The organism is Salinimicrobium gaetbulicola (assembly GCF_042676025.1).
In the GTDB taxonomy this organism is placed as follows: Bacteria; Bacteroidota; Bacteroidia; order Flavobacteriales; family Flavobacteriaceae; genus Salinimicrobium; species Salinimicrobium gaetbulicola.
Genome location: NZ_JBHTJP010000002.1, coordinates 179,655 through 200,366 on the forward strand (window position 1 = coordinate 179,655; position 20,712 = coordinate 200,366).

Here is a 20,712-nt window from a genome sequence, read left to right on the forward strand (position 1 = left end):
ATTAAGCAGATTTTGATTGTAAATAATTAACTTCAAGCCACGAACCGCCATTAACGCAGTCTATTCCCTGCCTGCTAAGAAAGTTAGCTGCCTGGCTGCTTCGCATTCCTGAAGCACAACACAATATAAGCGGGGCATTCATAGTGTCCAGTTCATCCATTCTATGAGGGATCTCGTTCAGTGGGATATTTAATGAACCGGAAACATGCCCACCGCTAAATTCTCCCCGGGTGCGCACATCTATAATAGTACCTTTATTTTCTTTTATTAAATTTTCAATTTCCATAGAATTCATTTTCATGATTAACAGGCACAAAAATAGGTTGATAGAGCGGGGTGTTCAGTTACTTTTGTTACACAAGAAGGAAATAAAAAAGATCCGGAATTAATGGTATTCCGGATCTTAAATGATATTCTTTATAAGATCTAATTAAGATTATCGATCACCTTTTTTAATTTCTCCCGAACCTGTTCTGCAATGTCACCCAGGGAGTCATTTTTAACTGCCTGCATGGATGCTACAGGATCTACTGCCGAAACTTCCACTTTTCCGTTATCCAGTTCCTGAACGATCACGTTGCAGGGTAACATGGTTCCAATCCTGCTTTCAGATTGGATCGCCTGGAACGCCATATTAGGGTTGCAGGCTCCAAGGATGCGATACTTCCGAAAATCTTTATCAAGTTTCTTCTTAAAGGTTTCCTTTACATCGATCTCGGTTAAAATTCCAAAACCTTCTTGTTTTAGTTCTTCGGTGACTTTCTCAATAGCCCCGTCAAAATCTTCGTTTACCGTTTTTGTAAAATAATAGCTCATTTTTTTGTGGTCTTTTAGTTTGATACTTAAGGTACTACAAAAATGAGTTTTTTGAAAGGCATTTTCAGTAACTCTTGTTACGAAATGGTCTTACTTCCCGGTTTCTTCTTCCCAAACTTTTTCCAGAACTTCCTTGAAGGTTTCGGTGGCCTGAGCTCCTGAGACACCATGTTTATGATTAAATACAAAGAACGGGACACCTCGAACTCCAATTTGCTGTGCCTGCATTTCGTCCTGCTTTACTGCATAGCTCAATTCTTCGGAAGTTAAAGCGTTTCTCACCTCTTGTTCAGCTAAACCTGCTGAAATCCCAATTTCCACAAGAGTTTCCTCATCGTCAATGTTCTTTGCTTCCGAAAAATGGGCGATAAACAGGGCTTCTTCAACTTCATTGGCAAGCCCTTTTTGGATCGCCAATTGAATAAGTAAGTGGGCCCTGAAGGAATTGGCCAGCACAGTGGAATTTGAATCGATCTTTAATCCGCTTTCCCTGGCCATGTCTTCCATATTACTGAACATTTCCAAAGCCTGTTCCTTAGATACATTTTTCACCTGAGTGAAATAATCCAAAGTACTTAGTTCGGGTGAGGTTTTTATGGTTGGATCCAGCTGGAAACTGTGCCAGCGGACTTCCACATTGTCTTTATGATTGAATTCTTTAAGCGCGTTCTCAAACTTATGCTTGCCTATATAACAAAAAGGGCAACGCACATCTGACCATATATCTACTGTCATGAATTTATTTTTTAAAGGAATACTATTAGCAAACTTTGAACCTAATATTAGAATCGGTCAAAACTACAGGAATTACTGACTTTTCGCAACAGGGTCTTTAAATGTCATTTTTGAAGCTTCATCTTTTTCCGGAATTAAATTCATGGCCCTTTCAGCGATGGCAGTAATGGAAAGACTGGGATTCACACCGGGATTACTGGAGATCATGGAGCCGTCTATGACATACATATTTTCATAGCCAAAGACCTCATTTTTGGCATTGATCACTCCTGTTGTAGCATCTTTTCCCATTACAGCGCCCCCTAAAATATGTGCTGTAGTAGGAATACCTGCCAGGCTCTCAAGGGCGAAAGAAGTCGCTTTCCCGTTGATGATCTTGCGGTATCTGTTTGTGAGTTCTTTTGACTCCGGAATATCAGAGGTTGGTTTTTTACCTTTACTAACACCGGTGGAAAGACTTCCGAAGAAATTTCTTTTTAATCTGAGAGTACTGTCTACAGACTGCATAAAAAGCAGTACGGTCGTGCTTTTTGACCAGCTGTTGATAAAATAGGTCTTGAACCAGGAAAAAGGAGAGGAGAGAAGCTGACCAAAGATGTGAACCAGTCTGCTGACAGGGTTTTTTCCTTCGGCCATGGGCAGGTGCAGCAGTTTCCAGAAGCCGGAACCTTTTGAGTAGCGCACGATCTCCAAATGACTGTTCTCATCTGTATGCAATAGACTGCCTATAGCGACCCCTTTGGAAAGGTCTTTATTTTTGTCAGCGGTCGAAACACTTATTAAAGTTTCATTGTTGGTGCGAATATCATCGCCTAATTTGTTGGATAATTTCGGAAGGGAGCTTTCTTTCAATTTTAAAAGCAACTTGACGGTACCTAATACTCCTCCTGAAAAGATGACACCTTTGCTTGTGAATCTTCTCTTCTTCGGAAAGAATGCCGTACTCGACTTTGAGTGAATTTCATATCCTTCGGCTGAAGCCTGGACGTCGAAAACCTCATTTTCAGCAAGGATCTCTGCCCCGTGTTGCTGTGCCAGCCACAGGTAATTCTTGTCAAGGGTGTTCTTCGCGTTATGCCTGCAGCCGGTCATACAGCCTCCGCAAAAGATACAGCCGGTCCTTTCTAGTCCCTGACCTTCAAAATACGGGTCTTTTACGGTCTGGCCTTCTTTTCCGAAGTAAACCGCCACATCAGGGGCTTCGAAGTGCTCTTTTCTGCCCATTTCTTCAGCCATTTGCTTCAACGCGAGATCGCCGTCAAAAAGTTTTGGGTTTGGAGTCGCTCCCAGCATTTTCAATGCCTGTTTGTAGAAGGGTTTTAATTCACTTTCCCAGTCTGCCAGCGTGCTCCAGCTCCCGGAGGTGTAAAATGCCTTTTTAGGAACGGGTAAGGTATTGGCATACACGAGAGAGCCGCCACCCACTCCCGTACCAGAGATCACCGCTATATGCCTGAAGATACTGAGTTTCATTATTCCGAAGAAGCGCAGAGCAGGGATCCACAACCATTTCCGCAGATTCCAGTTGGTCTTCGGGAAGTCTTCCGCCTTGAACCACTTCCCTTTTTCTATGACCAGGACCTTATAGCCTTTTTCAGAAAGTCGCAAAGCGCTCACCGAGCCGCCGAAACCGCTGCCAATAATTATGTAATCATAGTCTTGATCCATGAATGAAAGAATGATTTTCTCCTCTTAAAACTACATTATTTATGAGGAAACAGGAACTCTTTTTTTATAAAGTGACCACAACCCAAAGGCCGGGCCAATGCTTAGAATAAGAAAAATGTAAAAAGCCGAATAACTTAGGAGCAGGTAATTAAGCAATTGAATGCTGAAGATCGTGATCGCGAATCCAATGGAATTTACGATAGTGAGAGCGGTGCCTCTGGATTCCGCAGGAGCATTCTGTGCTACCAGCGTGGAAAAAAGAGGAGAATCGGCTACCACCGCGAGCCCCCAGAAAATGAGAAAAAGGAGCAGCGTCACTTCTGAACCGTAAAAAAATACCAGCGGGGAAAGCAGGCAGCAACACCCGGAAAGGAAAAGAGCGGAGGCAGCGGTTCTTTTTGTGCCTAAAGACCTGGAAATGTAGCCGCCTGTAACACAGGCGAGACCTCCCGCTCCTATGATCACAAATGAGAACAGGGGGATGTTAAGCTCTACCCCGGGATTTACTTTTTGATAGGTATTTAGAATAACCGGAATAAATGCCCAAAAGGCGTACAATTCCCACATATGCCCGAAATAGCCAAAGGCGGCAGCCCGAAAAGGCGGATTTTTGAAGACCTTCAGGAAAGCTGAAAAATCCTTATTTAGCTTAGGGCTTCGGAAAGGACCGTCAGGTACCAGTAAAAGGATCAGGAAACCGCCCACCACAGCAAAACCGGAAGTGGAAAACAAAACCAGTCTCCACGGAATACTTTCCGAAGTAAAGGTTTTTAAAAGATGCGGAAAAGCGGTTCCGAGAACGAGGGCACCTACCAAAAATCCGAGAGAGGTTCCAAGACCTTTGTCAAAATAATCGGCAGCGATCTTCATTCCCACGGGATAGATTCCCGCCAGTGAAAATCCAGTAAGAAACCTGAGCAGGATCAAAGTAGCCAGGGAATTACTTTCCAGGGTGATCCCAAGGTTCACAACAGCTCCCAAAAGGGCGCAGACAAAGAATACTTTAGAAGGGGAAAACCTGTCGGCGATACTTAGAAAAGCGAATAATAAGGTTCCGGAAATGAACCCGAATTGAACTGCGGAAGTTAAATGCCCCAGGGCCGTAAGTTCGAGATCAAATGTGCCTAGCAGATCTGTCATTACGGCGTTTCCTGCGAACCACAAAGAAGTGCAGCAAAATTGGGCAAGCACTATAATGGGTAAGATATATCTGGCAGTCGGCATATTCTGAGATTAAATGGAGGTTTTATTTCAAGTGTCTAAAATTCAGATAGTTGCATTATATTTCCGTATATTAGAAAGGAAAGAATCGCCTAAAATGCCAATTATTAACCCAATATAAGAAAACAGACTATGAAAACATTTCTAATATCAATCTTTTGCTTTGTTCAGTTTGGTCTTTTGGCACAGGAAAAGACGACAGAAGAAGTTTATGGCCACCACGTGCAGGCCTTTCTGGACCAGGATGTGGATGAAATAATGAAGGACTATTCAGAGAATTCAGTTTTGATCACTCCCGATGGTGAAATACATAAAGGATTGGAGGAGATACGGGCAACATTTGATTACGCCTTTCCCGCAATATTTCCACCACAAACCCGCCTTGATGTTTCGAAGGAGGTCATAGAAGGAGAGGTCGTTTTTGTGACCTATACCGCCACAGATGAAGCTACAGGTGAAATGTACATGCCTTTTGCAACCGATACTTTTATCATTGAAAACGGAAAGATCAAGTTCCAAACCGTTGCTGCGGTTATGTCACCTGAATAGGGCTTACACGAGATTAAAAGCATAAAAATATAAAGCCGGATAAAAATTATCCGGCTTTATTAATTCTATATTTCCTCATCCTTGAGATATTTATCCAGGAATTCCAGGATCTGTTTGTAACCTTTTATTTCATTCTCTTTTTTAATGAACCCATGACCTTCATCTTCAAATATCACATACTCGACTGGAACATCATTTTCTTTTAAAGCGGCTACAATTTCATCCGATTCTACTTGTAGTACCCTCGGATCATTCGCTCCCTGAAGCACCATTACCGGGTTTTTGACCTGGTCGGCGTGGAAAAGAGGGGATTTATTGTATAGGGCAACGGAATCTTTAACGGGGTCTCCCATTTCCTCATAAAGAGCATTTTTGAATGCTTCCCAGTATGGAGGTATTGATTTAAGGGTACGCAACCAGTTAGTCACTCCGAATAAATTCACCCCGGCATCGAACTCATCAGGAGTAAAGGTCATTGCAGCCATGGTCATGTAACCGCCATAACTTCCACCTATGATCCCGATATTTTCTGAATCAATATAATCCTGAGATTCCAGCCATTTTTTTCCCCATATGACATCTTTAAGATCTTCAGATCCATGTTTTTTATCATCCATCTTGTAAAATGATTTGCCATATCCGCTGCTGCCACGGTTGTTAACAGCCAGAACTGCATATCCGTGATTAACCAGGTACTGAATAAGGGCAAAATAACCGGTTCTTGACTGCCCGCCCGGTCCACCGTGCACCCAAACTAAAGCAGGTACTTTGTTTGCTTCGGAAGCGTTGTGAGGCTTGTAATAGATCGCGGGAATTTCCAGCCCGTCAAATGACTTATATCTCACCACTTCCGAAGAAACCAGGTCTTCCCGGTCAATTTCGGGGTTTAAAGTATTGGTGAGTTTTTTGATCTCATTGGTCCTGAAGTCATAAACGTACAGGTTGTTGGGCGTCCTGGAAGTACCAATGGTGAGACGCATGACATTCTCACTATCTGAGATACTGACGGCTTTGATATCCCCATCAGGAACTTCCGGAAGGTTGATCTGTTCCCCGGTTTTATTGTTCCACACTAGGAGCTTATTGGTACCATCCTCGTTAATGGCGATCACTCTATACTTATCATTTTTACTGAGATAACTGTACATCACATCCCAATTCGTTTCATAGACAGTGGAGGTTTTTCCTGAAGCCAGGTCATACTCCACTAAATAGGCATATTCTTCACCTACATCTGTGATATAATAGAACTTCTTATCGTCTTTACTGAATCCTGAGGCAGAATAGCTGCCTTTTTCTTTAGAGATATTTTTTAACTCATCCTTACCCCGGTCATAGATGAATAGTTCGTTTTCACTGGTGGTAATAGGACGGGCAAGGATCATCAGGTTTTCGTCGTGAGATAGTCCTTCCAGTTGATAGCCCTCGTCATTCTGGTAGATAAGTTCCGGTTTCCAAACTCCCGGCTTCATTTTGTACAAATCGAAGAACTGGGGATCTCTTTTATTGGAAATATAATACATCCATTGTTTATCATCACTCCATCCTGCAAAGCCGGTCTTCTCTTTTTCCCCGGGGGTGAGATCTTTAGCCGGCCCGTTTTTTTGAAGCAGATAGATATGATCTATTTCATTTCCGCCCTTATCGGCCGAATAAAGAATTTCCCCTGTACCGGGAACATAGCCTTGAGCAAAAAAAGAATCCTCTTTTGAATGCGTGATCTGTTTTTTGGAACCGTCTTTTATATTGATCTCATAAACATTGAAAATCCCCGATTCATCACTGCTCATTAGGAGCCGTTCTTCATCTTCGGAAAAGATACCTCCTCCTATACGGGTGTTTTTATAAAATTGTTCAATAGTGTATTCCTCCACAGCTGTGGTATCCTGCTGTGCAAGAACCGGAAGGCATACGAATAGCATTAGATATAGTACTCTTTTCATAGAAACTGGTATTGGTTAGTAAACTTTTAGAAACGCAGAAGTGGAGGGGATGTCTGCAAGTGTTACTAAATATACCAATTATTCTAATATCTTGTTAACCAGTCGGAATATTTCACTTGGAACTTAGGCTCTAAATTGAATAAAGAATATTTATATAAAAGTATGTTTGATCTTAGAAAAGGGACTTTTCTTTTTTTGCCTGGTATCAATTCCGAAAAATTCATTTACAGGACAAACTTTTGTGATCGCACTTTCGGTAATCAGCGATCCCGCTACAATGGATGCCAAACCACCCAGATTTCCTTTATGTCCTTTCAAAAAGAAATAACCCAAAACCATTAGTCCCGGGCCTATAAAACTACGGATCAACTGATCTTTTTTACCTACATTCTCTTTCATGGGTTGGAGATTTTTTAGTTCAACTTTTGATCACGGAAACTCTTTCCCGCTATTCTTTAAGTTAAGAAAAAATACCCGGCATTTCAAGGTTTTGATCTATTGAATACTCCATTCTTCCTTCCATTCTCCTTCATTTTTCAAATAGGCGATCACATTGTCGCGCTGTTGTTTGATGATCTTTTCTTCGGCCAGTTTGAAGGGTCGAAGTTCTTCCTGGGAAAGCCGGAAAAATATGTCATTATCGATACCATAAATAAAATAATGTCCTATGATATTTCCATTTTCCAATCGGGTTTTGAATGCTTCCTTAACCGCTTTCCGGTCGTTCAATAAACCCTTGCACATTATGTATACTTCAAAATATCGGCCATTAAATTCAAGTGTTTCTTTTTCAGGGAGTTTTTGAAGATGTTCATCCAGGTTATGAAGAATCGTGTTGGCTTTCTTGATCTGCCCGGTTTCCCTTAACGAAACTATAGCGCCAAGCATATTGGAGTAGGACCTTTCTTTGAACTGAAGTGTATCTGTTCTGAGGAGTTCTGGTGCTCTTTTTTTTACTTCATCCAGGTAATAATTGTATTTTCCCATGGCCAGGACAGGAATTTGAATCCGGTCTAAGTAATACCTATCGGGAATATGGCCTTCTACAGAGTCAGATAACTTAATTAAGTTAAAAGCTTCCTCATATTTTTCATGACGTCCCAGCCAATATAATTGAGTGTTGAGAGTAGTGAGGTTGTTAGGGAATTCTGTTTTTAAAATAGTCAGGGCCTCCTCTGCAAAGTTTAAAAGTCCGAGGTCCACTGCCGGATAGAATATTAAATTAACTGCCTTGTTCTTTTTTTCAACTCTGTTGTAGGCCTTGTGCATAGTAATAATAGCTTTGTCATGCTGTCCCATCATGGCGCCATAAAGGTTCGTCAGAGATTCGTATGCTACCAGATATTCGGGCCGTATATCTATTGCCCTCAGTAGGTGTTTTTCTGCTTTTTTAAAAGAACCGTTCATCTGGTAGATCTCACCAAGATACAGATTGACACGCGGGGATAATGGATCAAGTTCATATGCATATTCCAGTTCTTTCTGGGCTTTCTCACGTTGTTGGTTTACCCAAAGACCAACGCCGTAACTGGCACTTACTTCAGCATCTCCCGGTTTTAATTTCTTTGCTTTTTTAAAAGCCAGTAAAGATGTTTTACGCTGGTCTCTTATCATATAGTTCATTCCAAGCGCAACGTAGGCTTCTGCAAGATCGTCCTTTAAAAGAAGAGCCACATCGATATCCTCTCTCGATTCATTTATTGTTTTTTCAAATTCGGAATTGCCAAAAATGAATTGAAAAATTAGAGATTCAGCTTTTTTGGCATAGGCCAGAGCGAAATCAGGATCAAGTTCTATGGCTTCTTTGAAATAATTTTGGGCCATTTCGAGATCTGATGGATTTAGTGTGGAGGCTTTAGATAAGCCTTTGAGATAGAGGTTGTAAGCCTCAATATTATCAGTGGGACGGACGATGGTAGCACTTTCTTGCTGACCAGGCAATAATCTTATCCTTAATTCCTCTAAAACCTCTTTCGAAATTTCATCCTGGATATCAAAAATATTTTCAGCTGAATATTCACTGTCATAAGTTTTGGACCATATGTGAAAACCATCTTCTATTTTTATTAATTGTGCGGTGATCCTTAGTTGGTTTCCTGCCTTTCGTACACTTCCCTCCAGAATATGATCTACGCCTAATTTGGCTCCAATTTCTTTAAGGTCCCGGTTTTCATTTTTAAACTGAAAGGAGGAAGTACGACCTGCAACATGCAGTCCTTCGACATTTGCAAGGGAGTTAAGAATTTCATCGGAAATACCATCGGCAAAATATTCCTGATCTCCTTTCGGGCTAAAATCGGCAAAAGGTAGAACGGCTATAGAAGCTTGTTGGGATCCTGGATCATTTTCCCACAGGGTTGATTCGGCAAAGAAAACACGTTCAAATACGATAAATATTAGTGCTACCGCAAGTAACCCAATGATCCAATAGTTGAATTTTCTTCTGGAAGGCGATTTGCTAACCGATTGAGTTTTCACATGAGTGGTTCTTCTGAGTCCTTCGGGGGTCAATTCAAAAGCCCATGCTAAAATTAGCGCTATGGGAAAGCCGCCAATCAACAAGATGATCACCATTTGCATTACCCATTCCGGGGCTCCAAAGGCATCTGCCGCCAGGTTGATTATTTGCGCTAATAACCAGGCGGTAATGGCGTAAACTGTAGCTACTTTGTAGACATTACGCCTTCTCAGCTCTTTTAAAAATTCCATCAATTTTTAAAGGATAACAGGTTAGGTCCTATCTAATGTAATTAATAAAAGACTGATTTGCAATTAACTAGAGTTGGTAAATATGAAACCCGGAAATTTTCGTATCCGGGTTTAAATCCTGTTTATGTAGTCAATTGTGTATAACTACCTCACGTCTATAAGGGATATCACTTTATTTGCCTGCAGGTCTTCCGTCAGGTTCATGATCTTTCCAAAACGTTGAGAAGCCGTGATAAAGGAAATAAAGGCACAAAGAGCAGAAATTTCAACTGTACTGAAAACTTCTCTCAGCAGGTCGAAATGAGCCTTCTGAATACTTTTGTGATCGGCAGCAAATAGTTCTGCAAATCCCGTAGCCAGGGTTAATCTTTCATTCTTAGGGTCAAAATCAGGTTTACCGCCTTTAACCATACAGTATTCACAACCATTTCCGAAGGCCAGGGTGCGACGCACCTGTTCCAGAAGATCGGCATCCAATCCTGAATTGGTAAATAAAGTTATTTCCAATTCGTTCCAGGAATTCAGGATTTCGGGATTGTGTCCCAGCAATTTTTCAAAAGGAGAATTTCCGATCCCGGAAAGTTCGATACTTACGCTCATTAAATTAGAATTAATGCGCGAATGTAATTGTTTCCGAAGAATTATTTACAGCTGTTTTTGGGAGGGTGAAGCTTCTAACAAATTAGCGGCCATTCCTTCAAAAACAAAGAAATGGAAGGGGAGTACAAGATACCAGTAAATTCTTCCCCAAAGCCCCACAGGTCTGAAAGTTGCGGTTTGCTGCAGATAATTCTTTCCGTTCTTCTCGCAGATTCGAAATTCCAGCCAGGCTTCACCGGGAAGTTTCATTTCGGCATAGAGCAATAATCGCTTATTTTTTTTATCGGCAGCCAGGACTCTCCAAAAATCTAAGGTGTCGCCGGTATATATGTTATGTGGATGAGTACGGCCTCGCCTAAGTCCGACCCCGCCGGCCATTTTATCTAAGATCCCTCTCACTTTCCACATCCAGTCTCCGTAATACCATCCTTTTTTCCCTCCAATAGCCCAGATATTCTGTAACACAGTATCGGGGTCCCCTTCAATGACCTTTTCACGCTTATCTGAAAAACAACCGTCAGTAGGTACATTAATATGGTCAAGAAGCGAATTGTCCTGGTAACTGGAAGCAAGGGAATCTTTCCAGCTTGAGATCACGTTGTTCTGTTCTATTTTTTGAAAGGCCAATTCGACCGCTTTTTTATAGGAAATAGGTTTTACACCCAGCAGTTTCTCAAGTTCCCTGTCTTTTGCAATGACCTCGACCTTCATGCTGTCTACCAGATTTACCGCCAGTTTGTAGGAAGTAGAAGTGACAAAATACAGCCAATAGGAGGAAAGCCTCGGGGTCATCACCGGGACTGTGAAAATATACCTTTTAAGTCCCCGTACTTCGGCAAATTGTAACAGCATCTCCTTGTAAGTTAAAACATCGGGTCCGCCCACGTCAAAAGCCCTGTCAAAAGTCTCTTTTTTAAGCAGTACTCCAGAAAGGTATTCCAGGATATTCCGAATCGCGATAGGCTGGCTCTTGGTATTGACCCATTTTGGGGTGATCATTACCGGTAATTTTTCAGCCAGGTCTCTAATGATCTCAAAAGAAGCGCTCCCTGATCCTACAATTATTCCGGCTTTTATGGCCGTCATTGGAATACCGCTTTTTCCCAATACATCTTCCACGTTCTTACGGGAAGCCAGGTGTTTTGATAATTGTTCCTGATTGGTAATTCCCGTGAGGTAAATGACCTGTTTAATGGCCGTGGGCTTTACCAGTTTGATAAAGTTTCGCGCAGATTGTTCTTCCAGGTCTTCAAAGTTGTCTTTTCCTGAACTCATGGAATGGATCAGGTAATAGGCCGCATCTATATCTTTTATTGCTTCGGAAGAAGGCACCTCTTTGAGAAAATCTACTTCAAAAAGACTAATTTTTGGATCGGTAAATACTCCTTCAGAAGGAAAACGGTTTACGTCACGAACACAGCACACCAACTCATGACCATTTTCCAGCAAAACCGGAAGCAATCTTTTTCCAATATATCCGGTCGCGCCGGTTAAAAGAATTTTCATAGTCATATTTTTTAGGTCGCTGTTCGACCGGGTTTAATCTTCCTCCAGAATGATCAGATCTGCAGAGGCGCGATTCAAAGCGATTGGTATATTATTTATCACCGCCGTTCTTATAAGGGTTTGAATATCATGTTCATGCCCATGCGGCGTTTCAGCATCAATAAAAAAGATCACCTTGTGAACTTCCCCCTGCAGGATCCTTGCTGCAAGGAGAATGTCACCGCCACTGGGGCCATGGCCAAAGCCTTCCACATCTATCTCCAACATATCATTTAGTAGTTTAGAAGTGTTGGTGGTACCTATAAGGTTATGTTTAATCAATCGTGAACGGTGAACCTTCGCCCAGTTCAGTAGATCTGTTTTACGACTGTTATGTGCGATAAGGGCAATAGTTTTCTTCATATAATAAAATACAAATTAATTCAGTTTTTTACTGGATTAAAGGTATCATTTTTTCTGCTGAAAGTATTTGGTTGACGGTGGTATCTAAGGTTATAAAATTGTTATGAAACAGGTGGTGCAGAACGTTAATTTCTTTTTAAGCAAATTTTTTGATTGATCGAATAACCGTAAATTCAAAAAAAGAAGGATTTGTTATGAATTTGCAGGCAGAAACCCCGGCAATTTTTGCTGTCTATGTTGTTATATTTTTTGTAGCCATACTCTTTCGTTATGTGGTAGCTGCAGGTGCCTTTTATTATTACTATTATGTCTTAAAGGCTGAAAATTTCCGGGACCGGAAGCTTAGTAAACGCCCCCTTAAAAAAGACCAGCTCAAAAATGAGATCATCTGGAGTGTAAAATCATCTGCTGTTTTTGCCCTGATAGGGGCCGCGACATATTGGTTATGGGAAAAAGATCTGACAAAAATTTATATGGAAGCTGATGCTTATGGTTGGTGGTATCTTCCCATAAGCCTGATGATCATTTCTTTACTTCACGAAACCTATTATTACTGGGTTCACAGGTGGATGCATCACCCGTCGGTATTTAGAACTGTGCATAAAGTTCATCACGACAGCCATACGCCAACCCCTTGGACTGCTTTTTCTTTTCATCCATGGGAGAGTTTATTCGAAGCTTTAATACTCCCGTTGGTTCTTGTTATTGTTCCTGTCAATATTTTTGTGTTGGGTTTTTATCTGCTGCTCATGACCTTAAGCAGTGTGATCAACCACCTTAACATTGAAGTGTATCCCAAAGCTTTTCAAAAAAGTCTCTTCGGAAGGTTATTTATTGGAGCGACTCACCATCACCTTCATCATAAAGAATACCTTACCAATTACGGCCTTTATTTCACTTTTTGGGATAAAATAATGGGTACCGAAAGTAAAAAGATGGAGTAGGGGAATTACTTTTTTGACTCTCGGTAAAAGATTAGCTTGTCTGAAAAGAGCTTTTTGTTCCAGAGTTTTTCAAATTCTTCTGCGGAAGGATTCACTAAATAATATCCAAAATGCTCATCTGTATCGGGAATTTCCTTAACCTGGGTAGTCAGGCTGAGGTCCTCTATAAGTTCCTTTATATCCCCATTAGCTTTTTCGTAGTAGATAATTAATTTATTTCTTCGAACTTTTACCGGAAAGGCATCCCAGGCTCCTTCATCTTTAAGGTTCAAAACATACATGTTCTTAAACTTTCTTAGTGCCACTTCTTCGGAAGTCATCAGGTTTCCTGAAATAAATATTTCCTCCCCGTTTCTAAAATAGAACTCAAATGGAGAAACCTCTAAGGTGTCATTTTCGTCAGTAATGAAAGATCCCTGCAATTCCTCAGGGAATTCTTCCAGCGAAATGGAGTCGGCAGGTTGAGGACTTTCAAATCGGACGGTGGTACATGCGACCATTCCGAGGAGGCTAATGATACTTATTACCAGTTTTTTCATGTTGCCTTATTTGATACTTAAATTTAAGGCTTAAACCTGAATGAGAAGTTATGTTTTTAAACTTTTTACGACCTGAAAAAACTGAATCGAAACCTAGTCGTTACAATCGAAACACTGTAGAAGTTCTTTGGGTAAATTAAGATCTTCAGAGCCTTTTAAAGGTTCATTCAAAAGATCTTTTTTGTCGATCTCTTTTTTAAATTCTAAGGCATATGTTACCAGTTCATCTCTCCTTTTTTTCAGTTTAGAAAGAATTTCATCTTTATTGAGGTCATTGAGTTCCTTTGGCCATACCAAAAATGCCTCTTCTAATTTTTGATCGGTCAAAGTCTTTTGCAATGCCTGCGCTTCCTCTTTAAATAAAACCTCGGGAGCCGTTCTTAAAAAATACACATCTACAGGATAGACATACCCGGGTATATGATCAACATCTTCTTCAAAAGGTCTTACCAGCGGTTGCACCAATTTATTGGTAAGAATGGTTGGGATAACCCCGTCGATCCTGAAAAAGGCATTGTCACGATCCCCTGCAAGCGGGGTTGCCAGGAATTTTTCTCCATTATCCTGAACCACCCAGCCCCATTGTTTGGAATGACGATCCCAATCACCAATAAGAATATCCAACAACCTGGCTCTCACAAAGGCTCTTTTATCAATAGTTACATTCTGTTTGTGTTCTAATTTCAACTCCTGTAAATTATCGGTATCCATAATCTCAATCACATTGGGCAGGGTCGTCCAGTTCACATCACCTTTAGTTTCATATTCCAGGAGGTACATTCGGTTTCCATATTTAGAATTGAATTTTCCGAGCTTTGGTTGTTCTGGTAGGTATACCATTTTTGGATGGGTATGTAAAACTCCGGCTTCTTCTGAAAGCGATGCTGCCACCAATGCTCCATAAGGATGCTGAGCAGAAATACCGTCTACCACTATATTTTCAAGGCTTAAGGTTTTTGCGATCTTTGGAATGAGAGGAGTAGGGTCTTTATTGACACTTCTAAGGCTGTAAACCACTCCCGTGGGTGATTTGAGGTCGAGGGAATGAGTTTGTTTACCTCCTCCCTCTTCCAGGATTTCCATGCTGTCAATGTTAAAAACCGGGGCGCTTACAGGAGCAGACCAGGCATTGCGGTAATTTTGGCCCTGCATGAAACGCTTTAGCCCATTCGCCTCATAAAGATTACTGGTAATGACCTTTACTGAATCACGTGACTTAAGATCAAAGTTGGGCGGATCAATCACCTCTGAAATTTTGATCTCTTCAGCGCCAACCGAAACTGACCAATAGGTAAGAACAAGAAAAAGAATAAAAAGTAAGAGGAGGAAGGTTAAAAATTTTTTCATTCAAGGGTCATTTACATAAAAATAAGAAGTGAAATGGGCAATTCCATAAGGCTGTATTGAATTATCATTCATTTAACAGCTTTAGGAGGATGAACCATATTAAAATTCAATTGCTGAGACCACTTCCAGGATAACGGGTTCTCCGATTTTTTCTTCAATTTTTTCTTTAATTATTTGTATGCTCTGCGGGTCCAAACTTTCAGTTCCAACCAGTTTGACACTCACCACCATCTGAGGTCCAAACCTTATTTTTACATCTCTCAATACAACCTGTTCTATTTGAGTGCCTTCCAGGGTGCTTGTTACTTTAGCTTCTTTCATGATTCGGTTGAAAGAAAGAGAAAGGGGGACTGCAACTAACAACACGATGATAAAAGTATAAACGAGCCCCATTTTTGCTCTTCTGAAAGGTGCAAATCCCAGCAGTAAGAACGTTAAACCAGCAAAAAGTATGATCCCGGCCAGGTTGGTGAGGTATAATAAGAATGCTCCTGAGAAAACCTGCCAGTCCCACCAGCCAATTCCAATTCCGGCGACAGTCAATGGCGGTACCAGGGCAACCGCGATAGCAACCCCTGCTAGGCTTTTCGCGATGCCTTCTTTGGCATGAGCATAAGCAGCTGCGATACCTGAAGCGACGGCTATTCCCATATCGAGTAAAGTAGGAGATAGGCGGGCTTCAATTTCAGAAGTAATTAATTCCAGGGGAATTATCAAACTTACACCCCCGGCAAAGATGAGAGAAACCAAAGTGCCGATGAGAATGGTCTTAAATCCTGTTTTAAGCATTGAAATATCATACCTCACCATTCCCATAGAAAAGGAGACGATGGGTGAAATAATAGGGGCAAGGATCATGGCGCCAATGATCACAGGGGATGAATCCGCAAACAATCCGAAGGAGGCGATAAGGGTGGATAATATCATCATCACCATATAAGCTGATGTGAGCCGGGCATTCTCTCTCAATACTTTGAACAATTCTTGAAATTCTTCTGTCGTGGCCCGGGGAAGGATGGGTAATTTTCTTTTTATTAATTCGTCTCTTTTTTCTCCTGTGGGGAGACCTTCTATTTTTAGGCTCTTCTTTCCAGTGCCACCATTGCTGCCCCCATTTTCTCCTTCTTCATCAGTACCACTATAAACGCTTTCCTGATGGAGGAGCAGAACTTTATTCCTGGCTTCCAGGTTTATATTTTTGCTTTGAAAATGTTCTCCATCTGCAACATATTCAAATTCATTGGTACTCTCTATGGTGAGGTTCGAAGCCTTGATGCTGCCAATAAAAGAAGGGAGTTTGGTAATGGGCTTTTTTATTGGCCAAAGACTTCTCAGCAGGAAAATAAAAAGTGATAATAAGTTTTGCGGGGAAATTATGAGTACATAAAAAGTACCGTCATTGACACTACTGTCTTCAACCACACGTTTTGATAACAGTGAACTCATGGCATGTTCCACCACGATAATGCCAACGGCCGAGGTGTGGATTATCTTTTCTTCGCCTTCACACAGCAGGAATGGTTTTTGGCTAAAGGAAGAGACCTTGCGAATATTTTTAAAGATATTATAGATCTCAGAAAGAAAATTATTACGATGCTCTTGCTTTTTGAGAAGAAAAATGCTGCCTATATTCAGAGATTGAAAAACCGGTATGCCATTGCAACATAGCATATCTAGTTCCTGGGCTTTATCAGTTTCCAAAATGCTTTTTACAACATCTTTCATTTCTCCTGAAATCCCCAGGCCTTTTGAGGTGTATTTGTTCTCGGGATGTGGTAAAATGCCAATTGGAAGAGCTTTTTCTGCAGCGAAAACCAGAAAAGATCGAAGATCTTTATCTGAAAGGTAAAGCAGGAGTACGTCATCTTCTTTGACCGAGAATTCATCGGGAGCAGGGAAATTCACCTGTTCGATCTGGCGGCCTTCAAGTAGGGGAACGATGTTTTCATTAACCGTTTTCAGGTCTTCAGGCCTGTGCAGGATGTGAAGCATAAAACCTTAGTTTTATAGAAAGGTACGGAATTTATAAAGGCGTCGTAAGGGCTTTAAACTTTATTTAAGTAGGCTGTAATTAACTTTTACGAGTAGTTCTGAATTCAGGAAATAAAACCGGATAAGATTTTCATTTTTGAAAAAGGAAAAATCCTTTCATCTATCTCCCGAAAAAAATCTTACTTTTGTTTCACTAACTTCTCCTATTGTACAGAACTATGAGCCAAAAAGTGCTGCTTGCTTCCAAAGAGATGAACATCATTTTACATCGTTTGGCTTGTCAATTAGTTGAAAATCACACTTCTTTTGAAAATTCAGTAATCATCGGTATTCAGCCCAGAGGTATTTTTCTGGCAGATAGGATCGTGAAGATCTTAAAAGAAGAATACGGAATTAGCGGAATTAAGCTGGGCCATCTTGACATCACTTTTTACCGGGATGACTTCCGCAGAAGCGACAAACCCCTTGAAGCCAACAAGACACACATCGATTTTGTGGTAGAGGATAAGCGGGTGATCTTTGTAGATGATGTGCTGTATACAGGTAGAAGTATTAGATCTGCCCTTACCGCGGTACAATCCTTCGGAAGGCCTAAAGAAATTGAATTGCTAACCCTCATTGACAGAAGGTTTAGCCGACACCTGCCTATACAACCCGATTATAACGGAAGACAGGTAGATGCCATTAATGAAGAAAAAGTGAAGGTAAACTGGCAGGAAAAGGATGGGGAGGACGCTGTATACCTTATAAGTAAATAATACTATGAGTGAGTTAAGTGTTGATCATTTACTGGGAATCAAGTACCTCAAACCGGAGGATGTAGAACTCATTTTTCAAACCGCCGATCATTTTAAGGAAGTGATCAATCGGCCGATCAAAAAGGTACCTTCTTTAAGAGATGTTACCATCGCAAACCTCTTTTTTGAAAACAGTACCCGAACCCGACTTTCCTTTGAACTCGCTGAAAAACGACTGAGCGCAGATGTGGTTAATTTTTCTGCGGCATCGTCATCGGTTAAAAAAGGGGAGACGCTCATAGATACCGTGAACAATATCCTTTCCATGAAGGTGGATATGGTGGTCATGCGCCATCCAAATCCGGGAGCGGGAATCTTCCTTTCCAAACATGTGAATGCAAGTATCATCAATGCCGGGGACGGAGCTCATGAGCACCCAACTCAGGCTTTACTTGATTCTTATTCCATTAGGGAAAAACTAGGTGGGGTAGAAGGTAAAAAGGTTGTGATCGTGGGAGATATTCTGCACAGCAGGGTAGCTCTATCAAATATTTTCGCATTAAAATTACAGGGCGCTCAGGTAAAAGTATGCGGACCGCAAACCTTGATCCCGAAATATATTGGTTCTCTGGGAGTAGAAGTAGAACCGAATCTAAGAAAGGCCCTGGAATGGTGCGATGTGGCTAATATGCTACGGGTTCAAAATGAACGCATGGATATTAGTTATTTCCCAAGCACGCGAGAATATGTGCAATTATTCGGGGTTAATAAAGCCCTTTTAGACTCCCTTGATAAAGAGATCGTGATCATGCACCCAGGGCCAATTAACAGGGGAGTGGAAATCACCAGTGACGTGGCCGATTCTGACCAGGCAATCATACTTGATCAGGTACAAAATGGAGTAGCGATACGAATGGCCGTAATCTACTTGCTGGCGTCAAAAATCAAACAGTTATGACAGTAATCGAGAAAGACTCGTACAAGATATTAAGAGACGATAAAGATGATGTAAAAGGTTTTGCGTCTTACCTGCAAAACTCCCACTCGAGCTTTAAAAATGATAATGTTGTGGTGGATATTTTGAAATACGGAAGTTTGAGCCTTGAGGAATTATTAGCGTTTTTAGAGTTGTCAAATGAGCATCGAAACAATAAGAGATCATTCGTACTTGTAAATGACACGATCAATATTGACCATGTGCCTGAAGAAATTTTGGTAGTGCCTACTTTACAGGAGGCAGAAGATGTTATTCAAATGGAAGATATTGAAAGAGAACTTGGATTTTAATAATTTTATATCCTGATCGTACTGCGGAAATATTGCTGAAATGAAACTTACCATCCTTGGCTGCTATGCTGCTACGCCAAGAACATTTACTAATCCTACCTCTCAGGTCCTGGAGATCAATAACGAATTCTTCCTTATAGACTGTGGGGAAGGGACGCAGGTGGAGCTACGCCGAAACAAGGTGAAGTTCGGTAGGATCAAGCATGTTTTTATTTCCCATTTACACGGAGATCATTTTTATGGATTGATCGGACTGATTTCCACTTTTATGCTTCTTAAAAGGGAAGCAGAACTACATATTTACGGTCCCAAGGGTATTAAAGAGATCATCACCCTTCAACTGAAGCTATCCAAAAGCTGGACGAGTTATCCTTTATATTTCCATGAACTTAACTCGTCTGAGCCTGAAGTCATTCTGGAGACCAAAAAAGTTACCGTTGAGACCATTCCTCTTAATCATCGCATTTATACGAACGGATTTTTATTTCGGGAAAAACCGGGAGACCTTAAATTACTAATGGAAGAGGTCGAAAAATATGAAATTGATGTGGCCTATTACAGAGGAATAAAGAAAGGGAAGGATGCCGTTTTGGATGATGGTACGATCATTCCCAATGAAAAGCTAACCTCTCCACCAGATCCTACTAAAAGCTATGCATACTGCAGTGACACTGCTTACTTTCCTGCGATTGTACCACAAATTCACAAGGTGACGGCTTTGTACCATGAGTCTACCTTTCTGGAGCAACATGCTTATCTCGCTGCACCTACTAAACATTCTACCGCCCGGGAAGCCGCTGCAATTGCCAGAGCTGCAGGAGTTTCCAAACTAATCCTGGGGCATTATTCTACCCGATACGATTCAATTGACCTGTTCAAAGAAGAGGCCGAAGAGATCTTTCCTAATGTCACTTTATCCAATGATGGAATTGTGATAGATTTGTCTTAAATCGTTAAAATTCTGTAGTTTATCGATAAAATTATCATCCCTCAATAAGGCGTTTTTGTACGAAAAAGGTCAGAAAATTCTTATTTTTTTGTTAAAATTAGTATAATGGATGTCGTTCGTCGATAAAAATGTTTGTTAATCGAAATTAATTACTACTTTTATTTTCCCAAATCTAGTAATTGACACTTTGATTATGAAGTACTTATCTTATGTATGGTTTTTTGCTTTTTCGGTTTTAACATTAACATCCTGCTCCAAGGAGAGTGTTGATGAACTGGAAACAGCTAACCTGACCACCAAAGTTTCTCCGGTTCATTATACTTCCATCGAACTGGAAATTTTAGACCGAGTAAATGATTACCGTGATCAAAACGGCCTGCCACAACTGGCATCCCTGGATGAAGGTTCGAGACAGGCAGCTTATCATAATGATCATATGATAGAAAGTGAAGAGGTATGTCATGATGACTTTGCTTATAGATATACCGCTCTTGTTAACGCCGAAAAGGCCAAGGCAGTCAGTGAAAATGTGGCTTTTGGATATAGTTCTGCTGAAGCTGTTGTAAAGGCCTGGATTGCAAGCGATGGGCACCGTGAGAATATGTTGGGAGACCATACTCATTTTGGTATTTCTGTTAAAGAAGGAAAGGACAGCAGACTATATTTTACGAATATCTTTGTAAGAAAATAATGGTTTGAGATAAAACTTATAATTTATCATAAAATAAAAAAGGGAGGCTCAATTGAGCCTCCCTTTTTCGGTTGGTT

Annotated in this window: 21 protein-coding genes; 7 read left to right on the forward strand and 14 right to left on the reverse strand. The window is 40.9% G+C overall.

Going from position 1 to position 20,712, the window contains the following annotated elements; translation table 11 throughout:
* Window position 1: 1 nt before the first annotated feature.
* The 5 genes from ACFQ1G_RS00870 to ACFQ1G_RS00890 all read right to left on the reverse strand — a co-directional run bounded on the left by ACFQ1G_RS00870 (window position 2) and on the right by ACFQ1G_RS00890 (window position 4,443).
* Window positions 2–286, reverse strand: coding sequence for a rhodanese-like domain-containing protein (locus ACFQ1G_RS00870; RefSeq protein WP_380736343.1), 285 nt, complete (start codon window positions 284–286; stop codon window positions 2–4).
* A 140-nt stretch (window positions 287–426) separates the two neighbouring features.
* The gene (locus tag ACFQ1G_RS00875) at window positions 427–816 is read right to left on the reverse strand and encodes a DUF302 domain-containing protein (protein WP_380736345.1); all 390 of its coding nucleotides are present in this window, start codon (window positions 814–816) and stop codon (window positions 427–429) included.
* A gap of 90 nt (window positions 817–906) precedes the next feature.
* Window positions 907–1,551, reverse strand: coding sequence for a DsbA family oxidoreductase (locus ACFQ1G_RS00880; RefSeq protein WP_380736346.1), 645 nt, complete (start codon window positions 1,549–1,551; stop codon window positions 907–909).
* Window positions 1,552–1,623: 72 nt separating this feature from the next.
* A complete protein-coding gene (locus ACFQ1G_RS00885) occupies window positions 1,624–3,219 on the reverse strand; it encodes a GMC oxidoreductase (protein WP_380736347.1) in 1,596 nt (531 codons plus the stop codon).
* Between the two features lie 39 nt (window positions 3,220–3,258).
* Entirely contained in the window at window positions 3,259–4,443 is a 1,185-nt protein-coding gene (locus ACFQ1G_RS00890; RefSeq protein WP_380736348.1) for an MFS transporter, read from the reverse strand.
* 129 nt (window positions 4,444–4,572) lie between these two features.
* Between ACFQ1G_RS00890 and ACFQ1G_RS00895 the strand changes: the two genes are divergently transcribed.
* On the forward strand, window positions 4,573–4,989 hold the full coding sequence (locus ACFQ1G_RS00895; protein ID WP_380736349.1) for a nuclear transport factor 2 family protein: 417 nt from the start codon (window positions 4,573–4,575) through the stop codon (window positions 4,987–4,989).
* Window positions 4,990–5,054: 65 nt separating this feature from the next.
* On the opposite strand, the gene ACFQ1G_RS00900 is transcribed toward ACFQ1G_RS00895, so the two are convergent.
* From ACFQ1G_RS00900 to ACFQ1G_RS00925, 6 genes are all read right to left on the reverse strand, one after another.
* Entirely contained in the window at window positions 5,055–6,932 is a 1,878-nt protein-coding gene (locus tag ACFQ1G_RS00900) for a S9 family peptidase (RefSeq protein ID WP_380736350.1), read from the reverse strand.
* A 150-nt stretch (window positions 6,933–7,082) separates the two neighbouring features.
* Complete coding sequence (locus tag ACFQ1G_RS00905; protein WP_380736351.1) at window positions 7,083–7,331, reverse strand: YgaP family membrane protein; 249 nt, start codon at window positions 7,329–7,331, stop codon at window positions 7,083–7,085.
* A gap of 96 nt (window positions 7,332–7,427) precedes the next feature.
* Window positions 7,428–9,641 carry a hypothetical protein gene (locus ACFQ1G_RS00910; RefSeq protein ID WP_380736352.1) on the reverse strand — a complete coding sequence of 738 codons (2,214 nt, stop codon included), beginning with the start codon at window positions 9,639–9,641 and terminating at the stop codon, window positions 7,428–7,430.
* A 144-nt stretch (window positions 9,642–9,785) separates the two neighbouring features.
* Window positions 9,786–10,241, reverse strand: a complete 456-nt coding sequence (locus ACFQ1G_RS00915; protein ID WP_380736354.1) for a carboxymuconolactone decarboxylase family protein — start codon at window positions 10,239–10,241, stop codon at window positions 9,786–9,788.
* 45 nt (window positions 10,242–10,286) lie between these two features.
* A complete protein-coding gene (locus tag ACFQ1G_RS00920; RefSeq protein ID WP_380736355.1) occupies window positions 10,287–11,747 on the reverse strand; it encodes an SDR family oxidoreductase in 1,461 nt (486 codons plus the stop codon).
* Window positions 11,748–11,780: 33 nt separating this feature from the next.
* Complete coding sequence (locus tag ACFQ1G_RS00925; RefSeq protein WP_380736356.1) at window positions 11,781–12,149, reverse strand: methylglyoxal synthase; 369 nt, start codon at window positions 12,147–12,149, stop codon at window positions 11,781–11,783.
* Between the two features lie 194 nt (window positions 12,150–12,343).
* Between ACFQ1G_RS00925 and ACFQ1G_RS00930 the strand changes: the two genes are divergently transcribed.
* Window positions 12,344–13,093 carry a sterol desaturase family protein gene (locus ACFQ1G_RS00930; protein ID WP_380736357.1) on the forward strand — a complete coding sequence of 250 codons (750 nt, stop codon included), beginning with the start codon at window positions 12,344–12,346 and terminating at the stop codon, window positions 13,091–13,093.
* A 5-nt stretch (window positions 13,094–13,098) separates the two neighbouring features.
* On the opposite strand, the gene ACFQ1G_RS00935 is transcribed toward ACFQ1G_RS00930, so the two are convergent.
* From ACFQ1G_RS00935 to ACFQ1G_RS00945, 3 genes are all read right to left on the reverse strand, one after another.
* A complete protein-coding gene (locus ACFQ1G_RS00935) occupies window positions 13,099–13,632 on the reverse strand; it encodes a hypothetical protein (RefSeq protein ID WP_380736358.1) in 534 nt (177 codons plus the stop codon).
* A 93-nt stretch (window positions 13,633–13,725) separates the two neighbouring features.
* The gene (locus ACFQ1G_RS00940) at window positions 13,726–14,979 is read right to left on the reverse strand and encodes a hypothetical protein (RefSeq protein ID WP_380736359.1); all 1,254 of its coding nucleotides are present in this window, start codon (window positions 14,977–14,979) and stop codon (window positions 13,726–13,728) included.
* Between the two features lie 99 nt (window positions 14,980–15,078).
* Window positions 15,079–16,971 carry a DUF389 domain-containing protein gene (locus ACFQ1G_RS00945; protein ID WP_380736360.1) on the reverse strand — a complete coding sequence of 631 codons (1,893 nt, stop codon included), beginning with the start codon at window positions 16,969–16,971 and terminating at the stop codon, window positions 15,079–15,081.
* Between the two features lie 218 nt (window positions 16,972–17,189).
* On the opposite strand from ACFQ1G_RS00945, the gene pyrR reads away from it, so the two are divergent.
* The 5 genes from pyrR to ACFQ1G_RS00970 all read left to right on the forward strand — a co-directional run bounded on the left by pyrR (window position 17,190) and on the right by ACFQ1G_RS00970 (window position 20,635).
* Window positions 17,190–17,729, forward strand: a complete 540-nt coding sequence (pyrR, locus tag ACFQ1G_RS00950; RefSeq protein WP_380736361.1) for a bifunctional pyr operon transcriptional regulator/uracil phosphoribosyltransferase PyrR — start codon at window positions 17,190–17,192, stop codon at window positions 17,727–17,729.
* Window positions 17,730–17,733: 4 nt separating this feature from the next.
* Window positions 17,734–18,666, forward strand: coding sequence for an aspartate carbamoyltransferase catalytic subunit (locus ACFQ1G_RS00955; protein ID WP_380736362.1), 933 nt, complete (start codon window positions 17,734–17,736; stop codon window positions 18,664–18,666).
* Entirely contained in the window at window positions 18,663–18,995 is a 333-nt protein-coding gene (locus tag ACFQ1G_RS00960; RefSeq protein WP_380736363.1) for a ribonuclease Z, read from the forward strand. The genes ACFQ1G_RS00955 and ACFQ1G_RS00960 overlap by 4 nt, the downstream gene beginning before the upstream one ends.
* A 40-nt stretch (window positions 18,996–19,035) precedes the next feature.
* Complete coding sequence (locus ACFQ1G_RS00965; protein WP_380736364.1) at window positions 19,036–19,944, forward strand: ribonuclease Z; 909 nt, start codon at window positions 19,036–19,038, stop codon at window positions 19,942–19,944.
* A gap of 193 nt (window positions 19,945–20,137) precedes the next feature.
* The gene (locus ACFQ1G_RS00970; protein ID WP_380736365.1) at window positions 20,138–20,635 is read left to right on the forward strand and encodes a CAP domain-containing protein; all 498 of its coding nucleotides are present in this window, start codon (window positions 20,138–20,140) and stop codon (window positions 20,633–20,635) included.
* Window positions 20,636–20,712 lie beyond the last annotated feature (77 nt).

Coding starts and splice junctions, on each gene's coding strand:
- ACFQ1G_RS00870 (WP_380736343.1), bottom strand. CDS start 286: ATGGAAATTGAAAATTTAATAAAAGAAAATAAAGGTACTATTATAGAT.
- ACFQ1G_RS00875 (WP_380736345.1), bottom strand. CDS start 816: ATGAGCTATTATTTTACAAAAACGGTAAACGAAGATTTTGACGGGGCT.
- ACFQ1G_RS00880 (WP_380736346.1), bottom strand. CDS start 1,551: ATGACAGTAGATATATGGTCAGATGTGCGTTGCCCTTTTTGTTATATA.
- ACFQ1G_RS00885 (WP_380736347.1), bottom strand. CDS start 3,219: ATGGATCAAGACTATGATTACATAATTATTGGCAGCGGTTTCGGCGGC.
- ACFQ1G_RS00890 (WP_380736348.1), bottom strand. CDS start 4,443: ATGCCGACTGCCAGATATATCTTACCCATTATAGTGCTTGCCCAATTT.
- ACFQ1G_RS00895 (WP_380736349.1), top strand. CDS start 4,573: ATGAAAACATTTCTAATATCAATCTTTTGCTTTGTTCAGTTTGGTCTT.
- ACFQ1G_RS00900 (WP_380736350.1), bottom strand. CDS start 6,932: ATGAAAAGAGTACTATATCTAATGCTATTCGTATGCCTTCCGGTTCTT.
- ACFQ1G_RS00905 (WP_380736351.1), bottom strand. CDS start 7,331: ATGAAAGAGAATGTAGGTAAAAAAGATCAGTTGATCCGTAGTTTTATA.
- ACFQ1G_RS00910 (WP_380736352.1), bottom strand. CDS start 9,641: ATGGAATTTTTAAAAGAGCTGAGAAGGCGTAATGTCTACAAAGTAGCT.
- ACFQ1G_RS00915 (WP_380736354.1), bottom strand. CDS start 10,241: ATGAGCGTAAGTATCGAACTTTCCGGGATCGGAAATTCTCCTTTTGAA.
- ACFQ1G_RS00920 (WP_380736355.1), bottom strand. CDS start 11,747: ATGAAAATTCTTTTAACCGGCGCGACCGGATATATTGGAAAAAGATTG.
- ACFQ1G_RS00925 (WP_380736356.1), bottom strand. CDS start 12,149: ATGAAGAAAACTATTGCCCTTATCGCACATAACAGTCGTAAAACAGAT.
- ACFQ1G_RS00930 (WP_380736357.1), top strand. CDS start 12,344: ATGAATTTGCAGGCAGAAACCCCGGCAATTTTTGCTGTCTATGTTGTT.
- ACFQ1G_RS00935 (WP_380736358.1), bottom strand. CDS start 13,632: ATGAAAAAACTGGTAATAAGTATCATTAGCCTCCTCGGAATGGTCGCA.
- ACFQ1G_RS00940 (WP_380736359.1), bottom strand. CDS start 14,979: ATGAAAAAATTTTTAACCTTCCTCCTCTTACTTTTTATTCTTTTTCTT.
- ACFQ1G_RS00945 (WP_380736360.1), bottom strand. CDS start 16,971: ATGCTTCACATCCTGCACAGGCCTGAAGACCTGAAAACGGTTAATGAA.
- pyrR (WP_380736361.1), top strand. CDS start 17,190: ATGAGCCAAAAAGTGCTGCTTGCTTCCAAAGAGATGAACATCATTTTA.
- ACFQ1G_RS00955 (WP_380736362.1), top strand. CDS start 17,734: ATGAGTGAGTTAAGTGTTGATCATTTACTGGGAATCAAGTACCTCAAA.
- ACFQ1G_RS00960 (WP_380736363.1), top strand. CDS start 18,663: ATGACAGTAATCGAGAAAGACTCGTACAAGATATTAAGAGACGATAAA.
- ACFQ1G_RS00965 (WP_380736364.1), top strand. CDS start 19,036: ATGAAACTTACCATCCTTGGCTGCTATGCTGCTACGCCAAGAACATTT.
- ACFQ1G_RS00970 (WP_380736365.1), top strand. CDS start 20,138: ATGAAGTACTTATCTTATGTATGGTTTTTTGCTTTTTCGGTTTTAACA.